The following is a 17,166-nucleotide window of genomic DNA, read 5'->3' as shown; positions in this document are numbered from 1 at the left end:
CTCCTCGAACTCCAAGACCGCATTCCTACCTACAATGTCAGTGTTCAAGAAGTATATTGATGTTCTGCTCTTATCCCCCAAGTATGGGCGGATTGCATATCCGAAGAATGCTTCCAGCCTCGCTGGAGTCTCCTCATACAGCGGGAGTACTTTATCTATACCCACGATTACCCTCAGAGTGTAATCAGAGTGAACCTTCTTCAGCAGTTCATCGTAGTGCTTCTTCCAGACTGGAGTAGTCTCCTCCAAGTCAACTCTGCCAAGAACTTTTCCTGTCGTTATAATGCCTCCGAGTTTTATTACTTGGACTTCGTCAATCATCCTAGTATCAATTCCAGCCAGCTCGAGATGCGCCTTGAGGACATGGAGTTGATCCACGGCGTCAACTATTAACACGGGTATGTTATTCTGCTTTGCATACTTCAAGAGAATGTAAAATATCAAGTGTATCGGCTCGTTTGAGGTATACTCAACAAGAATATCCTCTCCCTTCTGTATTGCTTTGAGGTAATCAAACATACTCTGCTCAAATTTTTCGCTCATTCCCCCCCCACAGGGACATAGAAGAATATGTAGCATCCAAAATAAAAGGGTTTCTATAAAAATTTTCTCGTTAATTAGACATTCTCTAATTTTACAAAAACTCCAAGCTCTTCTCGAGCGGGATGAAAAGATTTTGCTTCAGCGCAAAATGCTTTCTGTTCACACTGCTCAAGCACTCCAGCTTGAAGAGAGCACCGCTTGAGTGAAGTAGCTTTTCGCGGATCTCACTTAATTCTCTCTCGGAGAACTTGCGAGCTTCATTCCCCGTGAAAGGGAGCGCTTCCACAGAGTTATACTCAGATAAGAAGTCTTCCCAAGGGTTCTTGACATAAAACTCTGTCAGAATGATTTTGTTTGCTGTAACAGGAGTGAGCTCAATTATCGAGAGTGCCTGCGAAAAACTTGCCCACTTCTCCAAGAGCTTTTCTACCTCAGCTTTGAAAACGTAAAAGGTTCTGTCGAAATGAATACAAACCGAGTCGTGGCTGAGAACTAGGATAGGGCGCTTATAGTAGGCATTTCTGAGAAAAACTTTGAGCATATCATTAATCATAACAGAGACAATTTTTCGCTTGAAGTCGTTCAAGCTACTCCTGTTTATAGCTGGGGGCGCAGTACGTGTCACTATGTTAGACGAAGTCACTTGGTATGAATTCACTTCCTTCATCATATACTAATGATTCACGTCCTATCTTAAGGTTTTTCCTTGTTCTCTGAAACATAGAAGCTTAGATGACATTTTTGTATGGAAGAAATTGGAAGAAATTGAAAATGGAGGGAAAGGATCTACATTTCCTCCTGTAGCCTGTAGTGCCCAGGCCTCAGTTCGTAAATTCTGCCCTCTTCCTTAAGCCTATCAAGAATCTTCTTCGCTTCTTCTTCACTTATCTTCCATACTCCAGCCTCATTAATTACTGCCGATTCAGGAGCCCCTTCCCCATTATCAAGTTGCTTGATAATCCACTCAATTCTTTCAATCTTGTTAATTTCACTGCTGCTCTTGCCGACTTCGATAATGCTAACATCCAGGACCCCGCTCTCGTCCATGGCAATTTGCTTGAGCGTGTATTCCATGAGTCTAATTGCTGCTTCTACATCCTCAGCAGTTACGGTATCACGTAAATGCAGCCTTGCATGGGCTTCACTTAATCGAATCAAGGCCTCTAGCTGTCTCGCTGTGATTGGAATTGGGCGAATTCCATCATCGTCCAACTGCTTTACCCTCTTTCTTAACTTCACAAAGTATTCTTCAAGAATCTGCTTTGCTTCCTCACTCAATTTCGGGTGAATGTACTTGCGGGCATACGCTACATACTTGCGGAGAAACTCTGGATCATAAGCTTCTCTGTAAGCCTCGAAGTCTTTACTGTCCCTGTTGAGAATATGCCTCGCCAGCTTTCTGTCCTCGTCCTCATCAGGGTCGTCAATGAGCACAAATATTAAGTCGAACCTGCTCAGTAGGGTAGGACCAAGGTTTATCTGCTCTGCGAAGGATTTCATCGGATTCCAGCGCCCATGCTTCGGATTTGCCGCTGCAATCACAGTGGCCCTAGCATTGAGTGTTGTCGAGATGCCCGCTTTATTAACCGTCACGATTCCCTGCTCCATTGCTGTGTGGATCGCTTTTCTGTCGCTGTCATTCATCTTGTCCAGCTCATCAATTATAGCAAGACCGCGGTCAGCCAAGACCATAACTCCCGCCTCAACAATCCATCCTCCCGTGAACTCGTCCTTGACTGCTGCAGCCGTCAATCCAACTTTCGAGGCTCCTTCCGCTGAGGCATAGACAGCTCTCGGTGCAACGTTTGAAAGAAAGCGAAGTAGCTGAGACTTGGCTTTGCCCGGGTCTCCGATGAGCAATATGTGCGTTTCTCCCCTGATTCTTGTGCCGTCTGGCAGGGGTTTCTCAACTCCACCGAACAGGGCGAGAGCAAGACCTTCCTTGACCTCCTTCATGCCATAAATGCTCGGGGCAATCGAGTTAATTATCCTTTCTTTTATATCTGGTTTCTTTGCCTCTTCCTTAATTTTCTGGATATCTATTTCAGTAAGCTCGACGTCCTCGATATCCCTGCTCATCTTGGTGATGTGGTTAACTATCATCACAGTTTTCAGGATTGGTTCCTTCTCGTTTCCTTCTTCAATTGTTCTCAAGACGCCAGTAACAATCACGCGATCACCGGGCACGACTGTTTCGCAGAGATCGTCAAGAACGATTGCGTCAATGAAGCGGGGCATTTCGCCGCCTTTGAGTTTTTCCGGAGCGTCTTGAATCCTGAGGTGCTGATAATCAATGAAAGTACTCTTTTCACGGTCAAGTACAATGTCTTTGCTGCCACATTCTTCGCACTTGCCTGGCTTCGCCATGAACTTGGCATGTGGTTTTTGCAGACGTATCATCTTGTGTCCGCAGTCACGACAGACGAAAACGGCCCTGCTAACATATGGTCTTATCTCGCTGATTCTTGAGACAACGCCCTCGACCTGGATGAACTTGTTGATTTGTGCGCTGCCCACGTTTCTTGGCAATAGTGTTGCGGGAAGGTTGTAGAAGCGGACATGATAACTTCCGGGTTCCTCTTGGAGAAAGTCTTCTTGCAACACAAGTCTCAGGGCATCTTCGGCTGCGGAGATAACTCTCTCCGGATCCTCAAGCAACCACTTGGCAAGATCGGGGCTCATACTGTTCAGGTGGCAATAATCAACCTCGAGGCTTCTTGAAGGCTTTTCTGTCAGCAAGGCAGCTATTTTGTCCATGTAGACTTTCCTGCCGCGGTCATCAACGTAAGACCTGAAGAAAGACACGAATGCCTTGATCAGATCCTCCATATCTCCAGAGACTGCAGAAAGCTCAGCTCTTGCCTGCTCCTGTTCATAGAGCTTAATGAGTTGCTCGGCAATGTCTTTTCTTATTCCGTCAATGAGAGAATAATACTCTACCCCGTTCTCTATTACTATCCTGACTATTGTTGAATCCTTGACAACGTTGCTGATCGAGTTCGACACGGACTTTTCCTTGTATGGCCTGCCGAGCAGTTTGTTAAGTTCTCTGACTTTTTCATTCAACTCAGCTCTGGTTAGTGGCTTGCTTGATGTATACAGCACAGCAATAGGTAGGGCATCATAAGGTTTCTTCAGCTCTACTGTACTGTGGATAGCTCTAATAAGCAGTTTGTAAAACTCTTCCCCCTGGTTCCCCTTCGGCTTCCCCTCTTCCCCTGTCTTCCCCCACGCCTCGGGGGAAGCGGAAATGCCTTCTTTTTCAATCCCCGGCTGGGGGAGAGCGGGGGAATCACTTCCCCCCACGACATCCTCTTCATCCAGTATCTTTTCCAACTCATGAACTATCACTGTGTCATCATCAGAATATCCGAGCTGATATAGCGTTTCCCTTACCTGCTCATTGCTTATCGCTCCAACTTGAACTTCCGTTGAGCCTGCAGACTTGAGCGTCTCGATGAACTCCTTGAGAACCTGATTCGCATGTACTTTTCCTTCAACGTCTCCGAAAAGCAATGCTGCAATTGTGTCTCTTTTCTTGAGCTCCCTTAATCGGCCGAAAATGTTATAAAAAGTTGAATCGAGAATAACTCTGAGCGTGCCTGCCCCTATCATTTTGACATCACCTTGTGTTTCTTTTGCTTTTTACAATCTCCTCGACCTTCGACTTCTCGAAGATGTAGAATTTCCCGCGGGAGTTTTTGATGAGATACTGCCTTCTCAGCAGTTCTTTCTGATTGAGGAGTCGCGTTAGATGGTTCAAAGGCAGGTTGAGCTCTTCGGCGAGCTCTTTCAGCACTTCGCCGGGGACTCTTATGTAATCCCCACAGTAGATCTCCCCTTCAGTCATAACTCTCTCGGCAACGACCTCAACTATGCTCATCCTATCACCTCCATCAGGGTGCATGCGGATGAGCGATATAGTTGTTACGCTTGCACATAGTAACAACCTCCAAGAAAAATAGAATCAGGAGGAAAACTTGAAGACCAGAGAATTATCTTTGAGCTCGCTCTCTGCCTCTCCTTCATTCTTCAATCCAAGAATCTCTGCTTCTTTTGTGATCGGCACAATGTGGCACAAGCTGTCCTCGTCAAAGAGCACCTTGCGTGCTTCTTCTCCGCCGCGGGGCTTTTTCAATACAATCTGTCTCTTTTTCGGGTTTGCGAGTACTACTACTCCCTCAACGCCCTCGAAGAACTCGAGCACTTCTTCCACTGGCGGCACAATAAGCAGGGCTGGGCTTTTCACAACATCGACATATATTTTGCCCGACATGTCAGCCCACCCCCAATTATAATTTGTTGCGTTCTTAACTTATAAATTTTCCGATAGGTAATATTTCTATTGCAAAAATATAACATATTGTGGTGAGATGTGGGGTGTTGTAGTGAGAAGTGGTGCGTTGCGGTGTGTTGTGGGGAGGGGTAGGTGAGGTGGTGCAGAAAAAACACTAGCCACGAAAAACGTTAATAGCGAAAAAGTACCAAAAATTAGTTGATGAACGCTCAACCCGATGATAAAGAAATTAGGGAAATTAAGGGTAGACTGAAGCAGTATTTCAACAAGTTGTCAGTCCTGGCAACTCAAGTGCCAGTAGCACTTAGGAGACTCTTGCTTCCACAATATATGCTCTACACGGGCTTCAAAGGTGTGGTCTATATTGACGATAACGGTAAGGTGGGATTCGAACTTCACCGAGAGCGAGCTAGTAGGATTTCTATAAAAGTCAGGAGAACAGGAAAACAAGTAGAGGAAGAGATATTCGGCATCTTAGGCACTAGTGCTGCGTTTGTAGTAAATGGAAGGTACACAGAGCTGTGGAGGCTTGTTTTTACTCATAAGGAGTTCAGTAAGAGATTCAGAAACCAGCTCCCTAAGGACGCAGCAGTTTTCATATTAGCTGATGAAATGATCCCAATGAAGGTGGGAAAAGAGGCAGAAGTAAAGGTAGTAGACTGCGGAATATACTGGATAATTGGGAGGCAACGATACGTCAAGCATATCCCCTTCGCGTGGATTTTTGGGGACGTTTCTATCCTCCTTAGAGAGATTGACCCACTGTCCCACGCCGAGTCTGACTTCTACTTCGCACTTTTCAGCAGCCTCTATGAGATAATCACAGATAGCTATCGGAGAATTGTAGATGAAAAAGCAAAACGTGAAGCCTTCGAAATGTACATGAAACTCATCACCAAGATAGAAGAGGAAGTCAGAAGTGCAGTACATATCACCGAAGCTGACGAGCAGGTGTTTCAGAACCTGCTCACAAGGTACAAGTTTTTCTTGTGGCCCGGTGCAAAGAGAATAGAGAAACAGCCAACGCTCCGGGGAAAAATCGTGAGAAGACCGGACTTTTATATTCAGACAAGAGAGGATAAAGAAATCTATGTTGAAATAGAACCTCCTGCATATAAGCCGTTTATAGGGAAGAGAAAGTCCAGCCGGTTGAAGGAGGCTTTGAAGCAGGTCTCGGAGTGGAAGGAGATACTGGGGGATAACAAGGATGTGCGGTACATGATAATTATAGGGCTTCTCGAAGACTTGAATGAGGAGGAAAAAAGAGCATTGAAGGCTTTCAATGAGGAACAGGATGATCTGATTGTTGTGACGTGGGATTATGTACTTGAAAATATTGAAAGAGTAAAAGCTGAAATCAGCAAACAATTTGCTGGAAATGCAAGTAGTTGAACCACTAGCTCTAGTCTCGTTTGTCTCTTGCTGTGCCAACAACCCTCTCGGGCTCTCGTGCAATTCTTGAATAGCCAATATTGGAATACATTACAGTTTTCAAAAATTTTTGCGTCACAATAGTTAATATGGTAAAAAAGTAAAGAAAGTTCACAGTTTCATTCCAATCATTTGTGCAATCGTCTCTGCGATCGCAGGATAATACCTATCGCAGAGACTTACTATGTTCAGAAATCGCTTCTCCTCGGTGGTGAGGTAGGAAAGCCTCCCCTGCATGTAGTTGATCGCACATTCTGGAACTCCTAATCTCAGAGCCAGCGTTGCAAACCACAATCTCAGCGACCTCGGTGCGACTTTCTTGTACCTAATCCTAGTCAGTGTATTTGGATTAATCTCTGCCGCGGCCTCAAGAACTTTTGTAGGAGCGTAGACGTAGAGTACCCTGCCGTTCGAGTAAAGAAAATATCGAGCAAAACCTTTTTGAAATTCATAGAGCATTTTTGAGTTGAAGCTTTCTAGCATCTCCCGTAAATCCGAAGCTCTCGCACCCGAGAAAGCTATTAGAAGGAAAGGAGCTTCGAGTGACTTTTGTGAGAAGAACTCGTAAGCTTCCCTGACCTCCTCACTAGAAATCATTTTCTCACCTCCAGAATCTTTTCGAGCTTTTCTGCAATCCTTGGATAATATTTGTCCGCGATGCGGGTCTTGTCGAGGTAGTGCTTTGCCCCGATGCTGCGGGCACTCCTGCCCTGGATGAAGTCTATGACCCCGTCCGGCACTCCAATCTCAATTGCAGTCGTGAAGAAGAACTTCCTTATGCTCCTGAACCTCAGCTTGTCCTTCACCTTCTTCTCGAGGGTCATCGTGTTGAGCCTGAGCTCGTCCTTGTGCTTTTTCAGCTCATCCGATAACCACTTCGGTAGATATACCCAGTAAGCCGCCTTGTTTCCCTTTTTCACGAACAACGGGTATCTTACACAGCCACTGCTGATATTGACCTCTGTCGAAGGGTCGAACTTGTTGAGGAACTCTATGACGTGGTTCCGCCTTAGGCCCGAGAAAAGGGCTGTAAGGAACAACAATTGATACTTCACCGACTTTCTCGTAGAGAAGTATTCGTATATTTTCCTTATATCGTCTTCCGAGTAGAAGTGCGTATCTACTCCCCCGCTGTAAAGAGGTATGTTCCTCTTCAGCCGCTCATAGTCTTCGAGGCCGATCTTTCCCGTCTCGTAGAGGTACCTCACGAAAGTCCTTAGAGCAACAGCCTTGTGACGGGTGTATTCCCTTTCTAGTAGGGTCCTTATGTTCCCGGTGGTCACGTGCGGGTGGGCGGCGAAGAATCTCTCGAGATTGGAGAGATATGACTTGTATGTCCTCTCATCGTGGCTGGCTTGGAGCCACGCTGCGTAATCCTCTTTGTAGTGTTGCCACGCCCTCCGGACGTCAATCAGAGAATGGAGCGCTCCGTCAGCTCTGTTCTGTAGATCCGCAGGTCCCCGGTTCAAATCCGGGCCGCGGGACCACCAGAACTCTATTAGTATAGTACTCATTTCTTCTCCTAGGAAAGCCATTCTGGGTAAATTTGTTAATGAATTTCGACTTATTGAGCGCAAGCTCTCCGTAACTATGGGATAATATCGGGTGTTATGTCCCACTGTTCATTTTCCCTGCACGTAAAATTATGCTAGAATTCAATCCAAGGTTTTAATAAAGAAAAGCGCTACGGCTTTCGTATTTTAAATGTAAATACCCCATTTTTTCTAGCTCCCACTATTGCGTAGTATTTCTTATCGGACTTCAGTTCATCTGCAAGATCCTCATACCTCTTTGTTACCCTTAAATATAGCTCGTCTATATCCTTAATGTTCCTAATAACAGGTCTCCCTCCTTTAGGCGAGGTTTTTATCTTGACTATGGTTTTAGAACGCAGAATACCCCTCCTCTTTTCAGCTGCAAGCTTCCCCTGATAGACACGCCCTTCTTTGTCTACCATTATGAAACTCACACCTCTTGGAAGTGCTCCATCCTCATAGTACTCCACCGCAGTTTTAACTTTCACCCTCACAGCATGTTTAACGAGAACCTTGGTGTTCCGACGGTCTTTAGGAGTGATGTTGTAGCCAAAGTCTGAGAAAGGCATTTTGATAAAGTTTACACCTTTTCCAAGCTTGATGTCCCTCTCAAACTCTTTTTGAAACCATGTTGAAAACTCCTTCACCGCTACATAGAAAGCTGGTGCTCCAAACAACATTGCAGTAAATGGATCTGGCATCTGCCAACCACCAGATAGAAAATATTTCTTAATCAAGTTATAAATCTAACGAACGAAATAAAAAGTAAAATGAAGATGCTCCCAACACTATTTTCATCACTGCCAAAAATTTTTTAATAGCTATTGTGATGTTAAATTAAGGTGTTTAAAATGAAGAGCTTCCTCACTGAACAACAGATTAGAATATTACAGCTTAGAGCCAAAGGCTTAAAGCAGAGTGAAATAGCCGAGCTTTTAGGCACAAGTAGAGCTAATGTCAGCATTCTTGAGCACAGAGCCTTGGAAAAGATTGAGAAAGCTAGAAACACCCTTATCATCTGGGAGCAGATAAATTCAAAGATTAGCATCGAAGTGAAAAAAGGCGAAGACATCTTCACAATCCCAGATAAGCTGTTCAAGAAAGCTGATGAGCTTAAAATCAAAGTTCCTTACAGCACAGCTGAAATAATAGCTTTTCTTGTTGAGCATGCTCCCATAGACGACAGAATTGCGAAGAGGGACTTCACACTTTTCTTGGATGCCCAAGACAGGCTTAAAATAAGTGAGTGCCTACTTGAGGATATTGATGAGATACGGAAGAACTACAGAAGTGAAAATCCCATTTAATGCCATCGCCAATCCGCTGACTGCTCCAGCAAGCTCATCATCAAGGATTATCCTAGCAGTTCCCAAGCCATGAGAAGTAACCCCCATGGCCAATCCTCTCGCCACCTTATCTTTAACCCTAGCCAGATTTAACACTTCAACACCAATAGCATTCCCCATTATTCCAGTCAAAATAACGAGAACAGCTGTTAAAGCTGGTATGCCTCCTATTTTCTCACTAACTCCAATCGCTATTGCTGTAGTTATGCTCTTAGGAGCAATGCTGAGCAGAACTATTTCTTCTGCTCCCAAAAGCTTTGCAACATAAAATGCGCTCAAAATTGCTAGAGTTCCTCCAAAGGCTATCCCAATTCCTATCTCACGAGCATAAGCTTTAATAATGTCTCTCTGCTTGTATAAGGGAATAGCTAAGCTAACAACCGCTGGGCCAAGAAGAAAACTCAGTATTTGTGCGCTTTCCATGTAAGTCTGATAGCTTATGTTAAAAGTCTTTAAAATTATAGCAATTGAGAGTATCGAGAGAAGAACGGGATTCAAGTAGAAAGCCCTCTTTTTCTGGTAGAGCTTTGAGAATAAGTAGAATAAGGCTAGAGTTAGAAAGATTCCAAAGCTGTTCATTTTCTTTCCCTCCTTAAGAATTCAACAAGCTTAGCTGTCAGAACCATTGTTACGAAGAAGCTCACTATTAAAGCTACAAAAATTGGCACTGCTTGGCTTTTGATTAACCCCCAATATAAAACTATACCGACTCCGGGAGGAATGAACATTATGCTCATGTTCCTCACTAACAGCTCCGCCTCTTTCTCAACATCTTCAAGCCTAACAACGTTGAAAACCAACGCTAAAGTGAGGAGAATCATCCCTACAACGTTGCCAGGAATCGGGAGACTTAAGATCCTAACCAAGACTTCGCCTAGAAAGAGAAAGCCAAAAATTATAGCTAATCCCTTATACATGGCTCATCAGAATAAATTAAGAAAGGGGATATAAAAATCATACCTTTTCCAAAAGCTCTTTGACATCTTTCTCGTCTGCTAAGTTAACAGCTTTGATTCCCCAAAGCTTAGCTATGAATCTAAGCTCGGTAGTGTAGTCTCCCGGAACAGCAGAGAGGTGATTTGCACCCATAACTGCAATGAATTTCTCCTTGTCAAGAGGGTTTTTCACAGCTGTGTGAGGCCACTGCTTGCCCCATTTAAGCTTTTTCTCAATTTCTTCAGTTATTTCGATCCCTTCACCTAGGAAGTAAAGCAGGTAATATTCCCCATCAATCCTAACAAGTCTTGCAATCGTAAGAGTTGTCTTCGGAGTTCTGTATGTCAAAGCACCTCCGCTCTTTCCCTGGCACTGTCCTTGTATTGTCGTTGCATTTAGATTTTCCTCCGGATTTTCGCTCAGCTTTGCATAATAAAGCGAAGAGGCTCCACAGTTTGCTATCAAAATGAGCTCATCATCCACATACTTTATGTCCCCAAAAAGAGGTGGCTTTCCGCTCAAGTAGAACAGCAGAATTGAGCTTATGGTCCCCTTAATGTCCCCTTCACAAGTGGCTGGAATCACTGGCTTCTCCCCTTTTGCATCCAAGCTGAATGGAAACAGTGCTGGAATTAAACAAGCTGTAACTCCATAAATCTCACTCAGCTCTGGCTGACATTTAATTGAAACTCCCGCAACCTCATTTTTATATTGCTCCCAAATGTCTTTTGCTGCCAAATAGATAGCTATCTGCCTCCTCAGAGCTTCTGGAGTCAACATAACGTTGTCAAACTTTACTTTAGCTTTTGAAGTGAGCCAGTCGTAGAACTCCTCTACTTTAACCCTAAGTTTTTCGTCGCTCAGCATCTCGTCAGCTTTTCTGACAATTAAGTACTGGTCAATCATCAAGAAATCTCCGATGAAGCGCTTTAGTCTTGGCAAATCGTCCATTAGGTGTTCCATTCCCAATGTATATGGTGCCCCCCAGATGAGGAGAGACTTCTTGGAGAGCTTTGATACTGCCTCAACTGCTCTAACCCATGCCTTGACTTTCTCAACATCGCCTTTCAGTCTCGTGTGATGAAGAGCATAGTAGTTTACAGCACTTTCCCAGAGTGAGGCTCCAACAGAGGTTATGCAAGTCGTTCCAGCCCATGCTGGATCATCATCCGCATACAAAAGCAAAGGCTTGTTCGTCTCTTTAGCCAAAAGGGTTATGAGATTACTCTCGGTCCAGTGCCACAAGCCGAGAATTATTCCGCTCACACCTTTTGAGCTTATAATTCTCGCCGCTTCAAGCACTTCCTCTTTATCATCAATTCCAAAGTTTTCTCCTTTTTCAAGTGCCTCGTACTTTCTCAGCTCTGCATTGACATCCAATACTTCAAATTCTTTCAAAGCTTCAATCAAAGCTTTGTGCTTTTCCATCAAAGCCTTCTCACGTTCTTCTGAAAGAGCCGTCGGCCGAGGGTCAGTAAAAGTTGCAATCGCTATCATATAAACCACCTTACGTCAATATAAGCTTAATTCTTGTAGTTTCATAATCCTCTAAAACTGCAAACATCCCACCAATCTTGAATATTCCCTTATCAGTCTCCAAATCAAAATTATCTATGCCCTCCTCCATTGCCACGGTATAGCCTACTACCCTTCCTTTAAGATCCTCAATCTCCCCTGTTGTCAAATTTCTAGCAATAATCTCTGCATAAATGTTGCTATCGCTTAAATGCCGTCTTATCACGTCCACAGCATGAAAAGTCGTGAAAAAGCGTAAATCATCCTTGCGGTTTATATCTTCAAGTATCAAGGTGGATTCCTTAAACGCCTCTCTGATAAAACTGTATTGTGAGAATATGATTTCTGGATAAGTTGCCTTAAAGCTCGGCGGATTTCTGGGCCTAAAGCCTATATTTTGGATATCTATGACCTCTCTACCGTCAAACATTCCAATAAAGTGATTAAGCTTGTGGAATTTCCTTACAAACAGATTCCCAAGTTTGCTGAAATCGGACAAATCTATCTTTTCCTCAGTGTAGAGAGATACTGTAACGCCTCTTTTTAGAGCATTTTTAATATTGCCCTCAATCTCTTCTAAGAATTTTTCAGGAGCCACAAGAATTACCTCGTACTCTGAAATGTCCAGCGATTCTTTAACCATCTCCACGGCTTCGTCTAAATCCTTAGTCCTCCAGATGCCAGGTCTTTCCTCTTCCTTTACTTTGACTTTTTTTAGTTCCTCTTCGAGCTGTTTTTTGATGTCATCAACTTCTTTTTTGAACTTAAGAAAGGCTATTGAAGGTGAAAAAGCAACGTAAACTCTTGGAGAGCTCTCTATTTCACTCACAAATCCCCTTGCTTTTAATGAGGCTATTGTATCATAAACTCTGTTATATGGAATTCCACTTCTCTCTGAAATTTCCTTTGCAGTACTTGGACCATAGACCAATAGTGTCCAGTAAGTTAAAACTTCATATTTTGTGAAGCCAAGCCTTGTGAGCATTGTCAAGACCTTTTCACTTATCTCCATTTCTCATCACTGTTGAATAAATGAGCTAAAAAGGTCTAAATACCTTTCTAAATGCTTTGTTATTAGGAAGTTCTCCTTAACCCTTTCCTTAGCTTTCTTACCCATTTTCTCTGCAACTTCTGGATGTTTAAGCAAATAAAGTGCTTTTTCTGCTGCTTCGTCAACTGTCTTAATTAAAAATCCCGTTTCACCATCAACTACTTGTAGCCTAATTCCACCTACTGCCCTGCCTATCACTGGCTTCTCTTTCCACATTGCCTCGCTGACTGTTAATCCAAAGCCCTCTCTTGTTGACATCTGAAGAACAACGTCACTTGCTCTCTGGAAGGCGTTTACTTCCTTAGCATGAACGCCAATGAGATTTGTGAGGATTTTTACATCATAATCCTCTCCAACTTTTCTGAGAACTTTCTCAAAATATATCCATCCTTCTGGATCATCATGTGCCATTGCACTGACAAGTAAAAGTTGAACGTCAGGTATTTTCTCCTTAACTTTTCTGTAAACTTCAATTGCATCAAATACTCCCTTCCATGGATCAAATCTTGCAACTTGGGTTATCTTGGGTCTGTCTGGGTCTACATCAAACTTTTCCAAGATTTTTAGAATTTCGCTCTCCTTTAGTTCAATGTTCTTTTCACTAAGAGGGTCTATTGAAGGCGGCATTATAACAACTTTGTTTTTATCGAGGTCGCTCTGTGCATATTCCGGCATATGAAAGATATAGCGATCGTATTTTTCAACAAACTGTCTTAGGAAGCCCCAGAATTCTATGTTTGGATCGCTTAAATCAATATGACAGCGCCAAATCCAGGGCTTCTTTTTCTCATAGAACTCTATTAAAGGAGCTGGCTGTGGATCGTGAACAACAACATAGTCAAAAACACTCAAATCAAAATCCTTTGAGTTCTTTTCATTGACGCTAAGGTAAAGCTTCTTCATTTCCTCTGTGAGCTTAAGCTCTTTATTTCCCTGCAAAGCATTGTGGAAAGACTTGGTAACTTTGAAAAATTCATCTGTTCCTTCAATCACAAACCATCTGGCATCAATCCCAAGACTTCTCATCAAAGGTATCAAGTTATGAAGTATCTCAGCAACTCCTCCACCATAAGCTGTTGAATTTACATTCGCAATAGATGATCCTTCAAGTTTCTCAGCTTTTCTCTTTATCATTTCTATTACATTTCCTCCAACAATACTAGAGTACTCATCAATTGTTTTTTCCTTAAGCTCCTTGACTTCGAACATAAGCTACCACCTTTTACTTTTAGTATATAATATTCCAGACATTTTTGGCACTGATTATATAAAAAGTTTTTTGCAAAATCTATTTTTATTAAATTGCATACTTGAATTATATACATTCTAGAAAAATTTGACAGCATTTTCTTGATATTTACCAAGAATATTTTTGCTCTTATCTTTTATAAATAAGAGAGCATTGCTCCGAAAAATATAAATATACTAAGAGTAAACAACACTGATGAACAAACATTAAAGAGGTGCCATACATGAGACGTAATGTTAAAAAATTGGCATTGTTGTTGAGTTTGCTTTTGCTTGGTGTAGTCATTGCAGGGTGTATTTCCCAAAAGGAGACAACTTCACCAAGCCCTACAACAACAGAAAAACCCACAGAGGTTAAGCCTGTTGAAGTAATAGTCTATGGTCAGTGGGGTGGTAGTGAAGGAGAGGCATTTATGAAAGCTGTTGAAGAGTTTAACAAAGCTCATAAAGACATACAAATTAAATATGTTCAGCAATCAAAACTTAGAGATGCTGTTTTAAGCGAATTAGCTGCTGGTTCACCTAACTTTGATATTGCAATTCTCCCATGGCCCGCCTTGATAAAGGAACTTGGCCAAAAAGGCCAGCTTGAGGATCTAACTCCAATCGTAAACAAGTATTCTGGACAAATTATGCAAAACCTCCTTGATCCAGTTAATCTGAATGGCGTTTACTATGGAATCCCAATTAAAGCATGGGCAAAGCCCGGAATTTGGTACAATGTTCATGTCTTTAAGGACAACAACCTTGAGCCTCCAAAGACTCTAGACGAACTCAAACAAGTATGTGATGTATTGAAGAGCAAAGGAATCCAACCTCTGGCAAGCGGTGCCGCTGATAAGTGGCCATTGAGTGATGTCTTTGAAGCTGTTCTCCTTAGAGTTGGTGGTCCAGAACTTCACCAAAAGCTCATGAAGCACGAGGTTTCTTGGACAGATCCACAGGTTCTCGAGGTATTTAAGATTATAAGCGACCTCCTCAAGCAAGGTTGCTATGGCGACCCCAAAGTTGCAATTGGTGAGAAGTGGGAAGCTCAAGTGGCAAGATTAGGAAAGGGAGAAGTTGCCATGTACTTCATGGGCAACTGGATCAACTTAATGCTCCAGAGCGAAGGATATAAGCCTGGTGTTGATTATGACTTAATACCATTCCCGAAGATTAATGACGTTCCACAAGCAATTGTTGCTGGTGGTGACTGGGTTATAGTTCCAAAGAATGCTCCGCACAAAGAGGCAGCATTGAAGGTTGCAGAATGGTTTGCAGGACCAGAATACCAAGAGATAATGGTAAGGGGAAAGGCTACCTTGCTCCAAACTTAGCAGTTCCAAAAGAGGCATATGATCCAGCAGACTACAGAGTAGTTGAGATTATGAAAGATTCTATAGTGGTTCCTGATCTAGACGACAACGTACCGAGTGGATTCCAGCCGGTCATTTGGGACGCACTCTTTAGGTTATGGGCAAATCCCGATGACTACCAGAAGATTGCTGAAGAGTTAGAGAAGCAGGCAAAAGATTATTATACGAGCTGAGGTGAAGTAAATGGGCGGACGGAAGGATTATCTAACTAAAGATTTTTTTATCCTGATGACGCCCGCCTTTATACTCCTTTTTATTTTTATCGTGTATCCAATATTGAATACATTTTACCTAGGCTTCTTTAAGTGGGATGGATTTACACCTCCTGAGTTTGTTGGCTTACAGAATTATGAAAAGATGCTCGATTATGAGCTGTTCCGGACTTCAATCAAGAATAATGCTTTCTTATTCATAACTTTCTTACCACTCACAACCCTCTCAGGTTTGGGATTCTCAATACTCCTTCACAATAAAGAAGTCGTTGGGAGAAATGTTCTGAGAGGTATTGTTATGCTCGGAATGGTCATGCCTTTAACCGTTGTTGGTATAGTTTGGATGCTACTCTTGGATCCACGTTCTGGAATTGTTAACAAAGTCCTTGAACTTCTGGGGGGCTCTCCAAGAGCATGGATACAAGACCCCTCAACTGCAATATATTTTGTTCTGTTAGGTTCTCTCTGGGCTTGGTTAGGTTTTTCAACTACGGTATTTCTTGCTGGACTTGAGGGAATTGACAGAGAAATACTCGAAGCAGCCATAATTGATGGTGCAAATCCATGGCAGAAATTCAGATATGTCATTTTACCTCTTTTAAAGCCAGCTCTAATAGTAGTTACCACAATGAGCTCAATATATATCTTAAAGGTCTTCGATTTGATATTCGTTCTCTCAGGTGAATCTATACCACTCTATCTATCGGTGTTGGCATATTTAGTATACTACGAAGCATTCTTCAGATATAGATGGGGCTTTGCAGCCGCTGTAGCGACTTTCCTAACAGTAGCAGTCTTCGTATTTTCAATTGGAATGCTTAAGAGAATGATACAAGAGAGGAGGGAAGTTTAATGACTAAAGTCAGCAGAAAGTATAAGATAACGATAAACATGATTGCATGGACAATTGGCATATTGCTTTTGATTCCTCTTTTTGGTCTGATCATGGCATCGATTAGGCCTTTCAGCGAAGTTGTCACCGGATGGTGGATTCTAAAGAATGCCCACTTCACGATAGAAAACTATGTAGATGTGCTGACTAAAGGCTTCTCACGAAACATCCTAAACTCCATAATAATAGCAACTTTTGCCACTGTTCTGCCACTACTGATAGCAGGCATGGCAGCTTACGGCTTTACCTCCTTCAGCTTTCCGATTAAAACGATGCTCTTTCTAACTTTAGTTGCAATCCAAGTTGTTCCTCAGCAGGCAGTCATAATTCCCCTCCTAAAGCTCTTCAGAGATTTAGGACTTTACAACCACTTCTACGGGATAATCTTAGTACACTCTGCCTTTGCCCTTCCATGGACAATATTCTTCCTGAGAAACTTTTTCATGTCCGTACCTAAGGATTATGAAGAGGCAGCAAAGATTGATGGCTTAAGCAACGTTGGAATTTACTTTAAGATAATCCTTCCAATAGCCCTACCAGCTATCATAAGCGTTGCAGTTGTTCAGTTTATCTTCGTATGGCAAGACTTGTTCTTTGCGATTACACTGCTGAGACCAGAGAACTGGCCAGCCTCTGCTGGAATAACAAGGTTCGTGAGCAGATACAATCCAAACTGGGGAGAGCTAACAGCAGCAGGCGTTTTGACAATATTGGTACCAATAATTGTTTACGTTGCACTTCAGAAGTATTACATGAAAGGTGTTTCAGGAGGAATAAAGGGCTGATTTCTTCTTAAACTTTA

19 protein-coding genes are annotated in these 17,166 nt (G+C 42.7%); 6 read left to right on the top strand and 13 right to left on the bottom strand.

Features of this window, described 5'->3' with window-relative positions; all coding sequences use genetic code 11:
• From E3E24_RS02570 to E3E24_RS02550, 5 genes are all read right to left on the bottom strand, one after another.
• Window positions 1–543, bottom strand: a 543-nt coding sequence (locus E3E24_RS02570; protein ID WP_167915605.1) for a DUF257 family protein, incomplete at its 3' end; no start/stop codon positions are given.
• A 91-nt stretch (window positions 544–634) separates the two neighbouring features.
• Window positions 635–1,084 (bottom strand): hypothetical protein, encoded by a 450-nt coding sequence (locus tag E3E24_RS02565; protein WP_206205299.1) that lies wholly within the window; start codon window positions 1,082–1,084, stop codon window positions 635–637.
• A 245-nt stretch (window positions 1,085–1,329) separates the two neighbouring features.
• Entirely contained in the window at window positions 1,330–4,158 is a 2,829-nt protein-coding gene (locus tag E3E24_RS02560) for a minichromosome maintenance protein MCM (RefSeq protein ID WP_167915603.1), read from the bottom strand.
• 7 nt (window positions 4,159–4,165) lie between these two features.
• A complete protein-coding gene (locus E3E24_RS02555; RefSeq protein ID WP_167915602.1) occupies window positions 4,166–4,426 on the bottom strand; it encodes a hypothetical protein in 261 nt (86 codons plus the stop codon).
• An 84-nt stretch (window positions 4,427–4,510) separates the two neighbouring features.
• A complete protein-coding gene (locus E3E24_RS02550) occupies window positions 4,511–4,819 on the bottom strand; it encodes a hypothetical protein (protein ID WP_167915601.1) in 309 nt (102 codons plus the stop codon).
• Between the two features lie 222 nt (window positions 4,820–5,041).
• Here E3E24_RS02550 and E3E24_RS02545 point away from each other — a divergent pair, with 222 nt between their 5' ends.
• The gene (locus E3E24_RS02545) at window positions 5,042–6,232 is read left to right on the top strand and encodes a Shedu anti-phage system protein SduA domain-containing protein (protein ID WP_167915600.1); all 1,191 of its coding nucleotides are present in this window, start codon (window positions 5,042–5,044) and stop codon (window positions 6,230–6,232) included.
• Between the two features lie 150 nt (window positions 6,233–6,382).
• Here E3E24_RS02545 and E3E24_RS02540 read toward each other — a convergent pair whose 3' ends face one another.
• The 3 genes from E3E24_RS02540 to E3E24_RS02530 form a co-directional block, all read right to left on the bottom strand.
• Window positions 6,383–6,868: an integrase gene (locus E3E24_RS02540; RefSeq protein WP_167915599.1), complete on the bottom strand. Its 486-nt coding sequence runs from the start codon at window positions 6,866–6,868 to the stop codon at window positions 6,383–6,385.
• A complete protein-coding gene (locus E3E24_RS02535) occupies window positions 6,865–7,785 on the bottom strand; it encodes an integrase (RefSeq protein ID WP_167915598.1) in 921 nt (306 codons plus the stop codon). The genes E3E24_RS02540 and E3E24_RS02535 overlap by 4 nt, the downstream gene beginning before the upstream one ends.
• Before the next feature lie 170 nt (window positions 7,786–7,955).
• Window positions 7,956–8,543, bottom strand: coding sequence for a hypothetical protein (locus E3E24_RS02530; protein ID WP_167887257.1), 588 nt, complete (start codon window positions 8,541–8,543; stop codon window positions 7,956–7,958).
• Between the two features lie 114 nt (window positions 8,544–8,657).
• On the opposite strand from E3E24_RS02530, the gene E3E24_RS02525 reads away from it, so the two are divergent.
• The gene (locus E3E24_RS02525; RefSeq protein ID WP_167887258.1) at window positions 8,658–9,113 is read left to right on the top strand and encodes a Tfx family DNA-binding protein; all 456 of its coding nucleotides are present in this window, start codon (window positions 8,658–8,660) and stop codon (window positions 9,111–9,113) included.
• Here E3E24_RS02525 and E3E24_RS02520 read toward each other — a convergent pair.
• Genes E3E24_RS02520 through treT form a run of 5 tightly spaced genes read right to left on the bottom strand, consistent with a single transcriptional unit; the run spans window position 9,057 to window position 13,863 of the window.
• On the bottom strand, window positions 9,057–9,731 hold the full coding sequence (locus E3E24_RS02520; RefSeq protein WP_167887259.1) for a CidB/LrgB family autolysis modulator: 675 nt from the start codon (window positions 9,729–9,731) through the stop codon (window positions 9,057–9,059). The two genes, E3E24_RS02525 and E3E24_RS02520, sit on opposite strands and share 57 nt — an antisense overlap.
• The gene (locus E3E24_RS02515) at window positions 9,728–10,069 is read right to left on the bottom strand and encodes a CidA/LrgA family protein (protein WP_167887260.1); all 342 of its coding nucleotides are present in this window, start codon (window positions 10,067–10,069) and stop codon (window positions 9,728–9,730) included. Before E3E24_RS02515 ends, E3E24_RS02520 begins: the two co-directional genes overlap by 4 nt.
• 37 nt (window positions 10,070–10,106) lie before the next feature.
• Window positions 10,107–11,585 carry an L-fucose/L-arabinose isomerase family protein gene (locus E3E24_RS02510; RefSeq protein ID WP_167887261.1) on the bottom strand — a complete coding sequence of 493 codons (1,479 nt, stop codon included), beginning with the start codon at window positions 11,583–11,585 and terminating at the stop codon, window positions 10,107–10,109.
• Between the two features lie 10 nt (window positions 11,586–11,595).
• A complete protein-coding gene (gene trmB / locus E3E24_RS02505) occupies window positions 11,596–12,615 on the bottom strand; it encodes an HTH-type sugar-sensing transcriptional regulator TrmB (protein WP_167887262.1) in 1,020 nt (339 codons plus the stop codon).
• Between the two features lie 6 nt (window positions 12,616–12,621).
• On the bottom strand, window positions 12,622–13,863 hold the full coding sequence (gene treT / locus E3E24_RS02500) for a trehalose synthase (protein ID WP_167887263.1): 1,242 nt from the start codon (window positions 13,861–13,863) through the stop codon (window positions 12,622–12,624).
• Window positions 13,864–14,126: 263 nt separating this feature from the next.
• Between treT and E3E24_RS02495 the strand changes: the two genes are divergently transcribed.
• The 4 genes from E3E24_RS02495 to E3E24_RS02480 are packed head-to-tail and all read left to right on the top strand — an operon-like array spanning window position 14,127 to window position 17,149.
• Window positions 14,127–15,221, top strand: a complete 1,095-nt coding sequence (locus tag E3E24_RS02495) for an ABC transporter substrate-binding protein (RefSeq protein WP_167915597.1) — start codon at window positions 14,127–14,129, stop codon at window positions 15,219–15,221.
• Window positions 15,155–15,433, top strand: coding sequence for a hypothetical protein (locus tag E3E24_RS02490; RefSeq protein WP_167915596.1), 279 nt, complete (start codon window positions 15,155–15,157; stop codon window positions 15,431–15,433). Before E3E24_RS02495 ends, E3E24_RS02490 begins: the two co-directional genes overlap by 67 nt.
• Window positions 15,434–15,443: 10 nt before the next feature.
• Window positions 15,444–16,325, top strand: coding sequence for a carbohydrate ABC transporter permease (locus E3E24_RS02485; RefSeq protein WP_167887265.1), 882 nt, complete (start codon window positions 15,444–15,446; stop codon window positions 16,323–16,325).
• On the top strand, window positions 16,325–17,149 hold the full coding sequence (locus E3E24_RS02480; RefSeq protein ID WP_167887266.1) for a carbohydrate ABC transporter permease: 825 nt from the start codon (window positions 16,325–16,327) through the stop codon (window positions 17,147–17,149). The genes E3E24_RS02485 and E3E24_RS02480 overlap by 1 nt, the downstream gene beginning before the upstream one ends.
• The last annotated feature ends 17 nt before the right edge of the window (window positions 17,150–17,166 follow it).

The organism is Thermococcus sp. LS2, from assembly GCF_012027375.1.
Classification (GTDB): domain Archaea; phylum Methanobacteriota_B; class Thermococci; order Thermococcales; family Thermococcaceae; genus Thermococcus_B.
This window is presented reverse-complemented; position numbering and strand designations above follow the sequence as displayed.